The organism is Flavobacterium sp. (assembly GCF_027531705.1).
Taxonomy (GTDB): domain Bacteria; phylum Bacteroidota; class Bacteroidia; order Flavobacteriales; family Flavobacteriaceae; genus Flavobacterium.
In genome coordinates this window covers 197607-203886 of record NZ_JAPZSP010000020.1, presented here as the reverse complement: position 1 = coordinate 203886, position 6280 = coordinate 197607, and the positions used below count along the sequence as shown (strand labels likewise).

Sequence of the window (6280 nt, the reverse complement as noted above, 5' to 3'; positions counted from 1 at the left end):
GAATTTCGCCGTCTTCGGCAATTTTAACTTCAACATTGTCTATGACTCTACCAACAGTTCCAACTCTAAATCCGTGATTTCTCATGTCATTTACAGCTATTACAGGAGAAGTTTCGGTTAAACCATAACCTTCCATTACTGGAACTTCAGCGGCTGCAAAAACTCTTGCCAGTCTTGGTTGTAATGCTGCACTACCAGAAACCATCAGGCTTAGATTTCCACCTAAACCTTCTTTCCATTTGCTAAAAATTAGTTTTCTAGCTAATTTTAATTGCAATTCGTACCATAAACCATTCACTCCATAAGGTTCATATTTGAATCCTAAATCTAACGCCCAAAAAAATAATTTCTTTTTGACTCCAGTAAGATCATTTCCTTTGGAATAAATTTTATCATAAACTTTTTCTAAAAGTCTTGGAACCGCAGTTATTACAGTTGGTTTAACTTCTTTTATATTTTCACTTAATTTTTCAATAGATTCTGCAAAATAAATGGAAACGCTATAATATTGATACAAATAAAGCACCATTCTTTCTAATATGTGACAAATGGGCAAGAAACTCAAAGCCACAGATTTTCCATCTTCAAACGGTATTCTTTTTTCGCTTCCAAGCACATTTGCAACGATATTGTTATGTGAAAGCATTACACCTTTTGGTTTTCCTGTTGTTCCTGAAGTATAGATTATTGTTGCTAATTCTTCAGGTTTTACATTGTTTTTTCTATCTTCAACTACATCTTGATTGCTTGTATCTTTTCCTAATTCGAGAACTTCTTTCCAGTTCTTGCAAGTTGCAATTTCATCAAATGAGTACACTTCAATAAGCGTCGGAACATTCTTTTGTATAGCTTTGACTTTGTTAAATACAACTTCATCAGAAACAAAACAATATTTTGATTCTGAATGGTTTAGGATATATTCATAATCTTCTTCAGAGATTGTTGGATAGATGGGAACATTTTGTGCACCAGTTTGCAAAATACCAATATCCATAATATTCCATTCGGTTCTATTTGTAGTAGAAATAACGGCTATTTTATCGTTTTTTTGAACACCTAAGCGCAAAAGTGCTCTTGAAATGGTATTTGACATATCAACATATTCTTGTGTTGATGTTTTTATCCATTGTCCATTATATTTGGTAACCAAACTGTCAGGCTTGTTATTTTTGCTTAATTGATAATATGGAAAGTCAAAAAGGCGAGTGATTTTGCTCATTTAATTGTTATTTTTATGCAAATTAATTAAATAAATATAGATTAACAATATATTTTAAAATTTCCTTTCACTATTTAGTATTTTTGCAAAATAAATAATCTCTATTGAATGAATAAACTACCAAGATATAACGAATATAAAGTGCTGTTTTACAGAATAGGTTTAGCTTATTTATTTTATATGATAGCTCGGGTTTTATTTTATTTTTATAATCAAAATTTTTTGAAAGTTGATTCGGTTAGTGACTTTTTTGCTTTGAGTTATTATGGTTTAGCATTTGATACAACAGCTATACTTTACATTAATTTAGTATTTATTCTATTTTCGATTTTACCATTTTGGAAAAACACCTCCCAAAATTATCAGAGGTATTTATTTTATTTGTACTTTGCTTCCAATCTATTAGCATATTCTTTCAATTTTGTTGACTTTATCTATTATAAGTATACACAATCAAGAACAACCGTTGCGGCTTTAGATGTTGTAAAGCACGAAACTAATTTGACTACTTTATTTTCAAGTTTTGTAGTTGATTATTGGCATGTATTTCTTTTATTTTTTGTCATGTCTTTTTTATGGATTTATTTATATAAAAGAGTAAGAGTTGTAGCTACTATTCCTGCCAAAAAAGTGCATTATTTTGGGTTTTCTCTTTTCGGATTTTTGTTAGTTGCTGCAATGATAATTGGTGGTATTCGCGGTGGAGATTTTAGTAAATCTACTCGTCCGATTAACTTAGTAGATGCAAGTAAACATGTAAAAAAAGTATCGCATGCAGATATTGTTTTAAACACACCTTTTGCCATTATCAGAACATTATTTAGTAATAATTTTAAGAAAACTAATTTTGCTGACGTTACACCAAAGGTTATTGCCGAAAAAGTAGAACCTATAAAACAATATAACAATCATTCAGAGACAAAGCCTAATGTTGTACTTTTTATTATAGAAAGTTATGCAAGAGAATATTCGGGTGCTTTCAATAAATGGCTGAAAATTCCAAATTACGAAAGCCATTCTCCTTTTATCGATTCGTTAGCACAACACAGTTTGATTTTTCCAAATGCGTATGCTAACGGAAGACAATCTATTCACGGAATGTCTTCTATTTTGGCAGGAATTCCGACTTTTAAAGACGGATTTACTTCATCGCCATTTCCGAAACAAAAAATTGAATCATTGGTTTCAACATTAGAAAATGTTGGTTACAAAACTTCTTTTTTTCATGGTGCAGCCAATGGTTCGATGGGATTTTTAGGTTTTGGAAATATTCTTGGAATTGATAATTATTACGGAAGAACAGAATTTAATAATGACGAAGAATTTGATGGTTTTTGGGGAATTTGGGATGAACCTTTTTTACAATTTATGAATCAAAAATTAAGTCAAGAACAAGCACCTTTTTTTGCTACTGTTTTTACTGTTTCCTCACATGAACCTTATATTATTCCTGAAAAATACAAAAACAAGTTCAAAGAAGGTCAAATTCCGATGCATAAATGCGCTGAATATACTGATTATGCCATTAAACGTTTTTTTGAGGAAGCTAAAAAGACAAAATGGTATGACAATACACTTTTTGTAATGGTAGCAGATCATGGAAATTTAGTTTATTATGATGAGTATAGCAAGCCTGTTAGCAGATTTGCAGTACCTATTTTGTTTTATAAACCAAATAGCGACTTGATTGGAGTTGATATGAATTTGGCACAGCAAATTGATATTTATCCAACTGTTTTAGACTTAATTGGATACAAAAAACCTTTTAGAAGTTGGGGCAATAGCTTGGTAGATAAAGACATTTCCAAACGATTTGTGGTAAACTCTACAGGAAATCTTCATACCTTTATGAAAGGAAATTATATTTGTACTTTTGACGGAGCAAATGCAGTTGGATTTTATACTATCAATGATAGAGGATTGACAAAAAATTTGATTAAATATAAGAATGAAGAAATGAATGCTATTGAATTACAATTCAAAGCATTATATCAGGATTATATGAATAGAGTGATTGATAAAAAATTAACATCAGAGAACTAATGAGTTTAAAAAGGAAAATACTAGTTGGAGTTTCAATATTTGTTTTAATTGCTGTTGGAAAGTATGTGTATGATATGAACATCAACCATAATTTCGAAACAATTACAAAAGGAAAAGTTTATAAAAGTGGTGTAATACCGCCAGATGAAATTGCCGATTATGTGAAAGAATACAAAATAAAAAGTATAGTCGACCTGCGTTTTCCAGGAACTGGAGATGATGTGAATAATCCTGAAATTCCAGCAGAATTAACAGCCGAAAAAGAAGCAGTTGCCAAAATTGAAGGTGTAAATTATTTCAATAATGGTTCTGACCAAGTACCTAAACAAGAAAATTTAGATACTTTTTTCAAAATCATGGATAATCCTGATAATTATCCGGTATTAATTCATTGTTATCATGGTGTTGGTCGTGCCGAAATGTATTCTGCTATTTACCGTATTGAATACGAAAATTGGTTGCCTGAAGAAGCTAGAACATCTACGAGGGTTTTAACCAAATTTAGTTCATTTGATTTAGGAAAACCAAAAGGAGATTATTTGCACAATTACAAAAAACAAAAATCGAAAGAATAATTATTTCTTCACTACTTTTTTCATTTCATTAATGCCATCAGCTTTCAGTTTTATATAGTAAATGCCTGAAGATAAATCTGAAATTGAAATTTCATTAGCACCAATATTATTTTCTTTTTTGAAAACTAATTGGCTTTGTGAATTATAAATTTCGATTGAATAATTTTCATTGCTAGTATTTACTTTCAGAAATGAATTCGCTGGATTTGGATAAATTCCGAATTGACTAACTTGAGTTTCATTAGCTACTGAAAGTGTTGTGTTATCTAAAAGATTTACTTTGAAATCATCAAAATAGAACCCATCTGCTGTTTCAAAACCATCCGATTTAAAACGGAATCGAGCTTTAATGGTTTGCCCAATATAGTCAGACAAATCAATTTCTTCGGTTATCCAATTCAATTGTGTTCCGTCAAATAATGGTCCAATAGCCTGAGAACTTGTTCCTTCGTTGGTATATTTTCCACATTGAGAATTCCATGTAGCACCATTATCAGTTGAAATTTGAAACTGAACATAATCCCAATTATTTTCCAAATCCCATTTTGCTGCAAACGAAATTGTTGCTCCTGTCAAACCAACTAAGTTAATAGGATTGGTAAGTGATAAGATTTTTGTTTGATTATTATTGTAATTTCCATTTGGAGAATCAGTTATAGATGTTGATGGTGAAACATAGGCTAAAGATGTTATTGCCCAAGTATTTCCTGTAAAATTTGCTGTAGAAGCGCAATTGTCATTTAGAATTGGTTGTAAAACTCCAAATCTCTTGGTAACAAGTATTTTGTTAGTAAAAGTACCGTTGTCTACTATTAATTCATACTCTATTAAATCTCCGCTGGTTGTTCCATTTGCAAGTGTATATTCAATTGTTCCATTTACAACATCCATGTTGGCCATATTAGAAACTTGAAATGGCACTCCAACTGTTGTTATATTGAATGATATTGGATTGAGTGTAACTGTATAGTTTCCGTTATCAGACAATCCAAGTTTAGTCAATTCGAATGTTGCGTTTGCTAATGCCGTATTTCCTGTATATTTTGGTGCAGTATCTACTATATTTGTATTATCTAAAACAAATTTTGCAGCAGTAATATTTGTTAACATCATTTTTTTACAAAGTGGAATTATTTCTGAATTAGCTGGCCAAAACGAAGAACCAATTTCGGGCGTAAAAGCAAAAATTTTGGAATGATTAAAAGCTTGCCCATACATCCAATCATCAGAATCACCTGAAGCTGCATATAATTCAGATGAAATTTGATTGGTAAATCCATTTTCTGCAACCATAGCTTTAGACAATTTCTGAAAAAGCAAATCGTCAGGGCTTGGTGTATTTAGTTCATAACCATAAGGGTATAAAATAAGATTGCTGAAAGTATGTGCGTTAAGTGCAACTTTGAAATTATGGTTTTCTACAAAAAACTGCACTGCTTGTGTCTCAGGTTCAGAAAAAGGTGCTGTTCCTGGATAAGTTTCACCAGTTGATGATGCCGAAATTCCTGTAGTATTCCAAATACTTTGGTTTGAATCGCCATTTACCCAGTAATCATAATTTCTATTGTTATCGGTTCCAAATGTTCCATCATCATAAACATGTCTGTTTTTTCGCCACATTCCGCCACCACTAGGATTTGTTGTTGCATTATAAATATAACCGTCTGGATTTATAACTGGAATAAAATACATTTCGGTATTGTCAACAATATTTTTTATTTCGCTATTAGTAGTGTAATTTTCTAGTAAATACCACATATAAAATATCGTTTCTGACAACGAAATAGGCTCTCTAGCATGATGTACACCAGTATATAAAACTTGTGGTTTTGTGTTAGAAACCAATGGATTATTGGTAATTTTTACCCATTGCAAATGTCTTCCTTCTTGCGTTGTAAATGTTCCAACATTATCTCGTGCAGTAATCAAATTTGGATACAAAGTGTGCATATTATCTAGATGTTGAAGCATTTCCGGATAAGTTAAATAGCCACCCATCGAACCGTTACTATAGTTAGAAGGTGTAATGTAATCAGTTGCTGAATTTAAACAACTAGTATTTTCAGGAGAAAAAGTTTGTGGATTTTTATTTTGATTGGCATAATAATTTGAAACATCTTCAATTTCTATTTCAACATTTAAACCAATGTTTTTTGCAAGTTGAATTTCAGTTTCAGAAAAATCAGAAATTATAAAGTAACCTTTTTTATGAATTCCGTGATCAATTGCAATGCCTAATTTGTCTAATTTTTTAAGATTTTCAATTGAATTATAGGTAATTTTTGCTCTATGGTATTTTTCAATTTTTGTTTGTGAAATAAGAGTAAAAGGAATTATGAATAAAATAAAAAGTAACTTTTTCATACTAATATAGTTGTGATTTTTGACACAAATATAAAGTTTTTATGAAACGAACTTTTAATAAAATATAAAAAGTAGCGTA

4 protein-coding genes are annotated in these 6280 nt (G+C 30.7%); 2 read left to right on the top strand and 2 right to left on the bottom strand.

Going from position 1 to position 6280, the window contains the following annotated elements; translation table 11 throughout:
- Positions 1 to 1219 (bottom strand): AMP-binding protein (locus O9267_RS08720; RefSeq protein WP_298178227.1); only part of this gene is annotated, 1219 nt, incomplete at its 3' end.
- A gap of 108 nt (positions 1220 to 1327) precedes the next feature.
- Between O9267_RS08720 and O9267_RS08715 the strand changes: the two genes are divergently transcribed.
- Positions 1328 to 3262, top strand: coding sequence for an LTA synthase family protein (locus O9267_RS08715; RefSeq protein WP_298178225.1), 1935 nt, complete (start codon positions 1328 to 1330; stop codon positions 3260 to 3262).
- Positions 3262 to 3837: a dual specificity protein phosphatase family protein gene (locus O9267_RS08710; protein WP_298178222.1), complete on the top strand. Its 576-nt coding sequence runs from the start codon at positions 3262 to 3264 to the stop codon at positions 3835 to 3837. The genes O9267_RS08715 and O9267_RS08710 overlap by 1 nt, the downstream gene beginning before the upstream one ends.
- Here the strand turns inward: O9267_RS08710 and O9267_RS08705 are convergent, their stop codons facing one another.
- Positions 3838 to 6201 (bottom strand): M14 family zinc carboxypeptidase, encoded by a 2364-nt coding sequence (locus tag O9267_RS08705; protein ID WP_298178221.1) that lies wholly within the window; start codon positions 6199 to 6201, stop codon positions 3838 to 3840. It lies immediately after the preceding gene.
- Positions 6202 to 6280: the final 79 nt, after the last annotated feature.

What these genes read in the sequence shown, in the direction of transcription:
- O9267_RS08715 (WP_298178225.1), top strand. Translation starts at nt 1,328, where the DNA reads ATGAATAAACTACCAAGATATAACGAATATAAAGTGCTGTTTTACAGA.
- O9267_RS08710 (WP_298178222.1), top strand. Translation starts at nt 3,262, where the DNA reads ATGAGTTTAAAAAGGAAAATACTAGTTGGAGTTTCAATATTTGTTTTA.
- O9267_RS08705 (WP_298178221.1), bottom strand. Translation starts at nt 6,201, where the DNA reads ATGAAAAAGTTACTTTTTATTTTATTCATAATTCCTTTTACTCTTATT.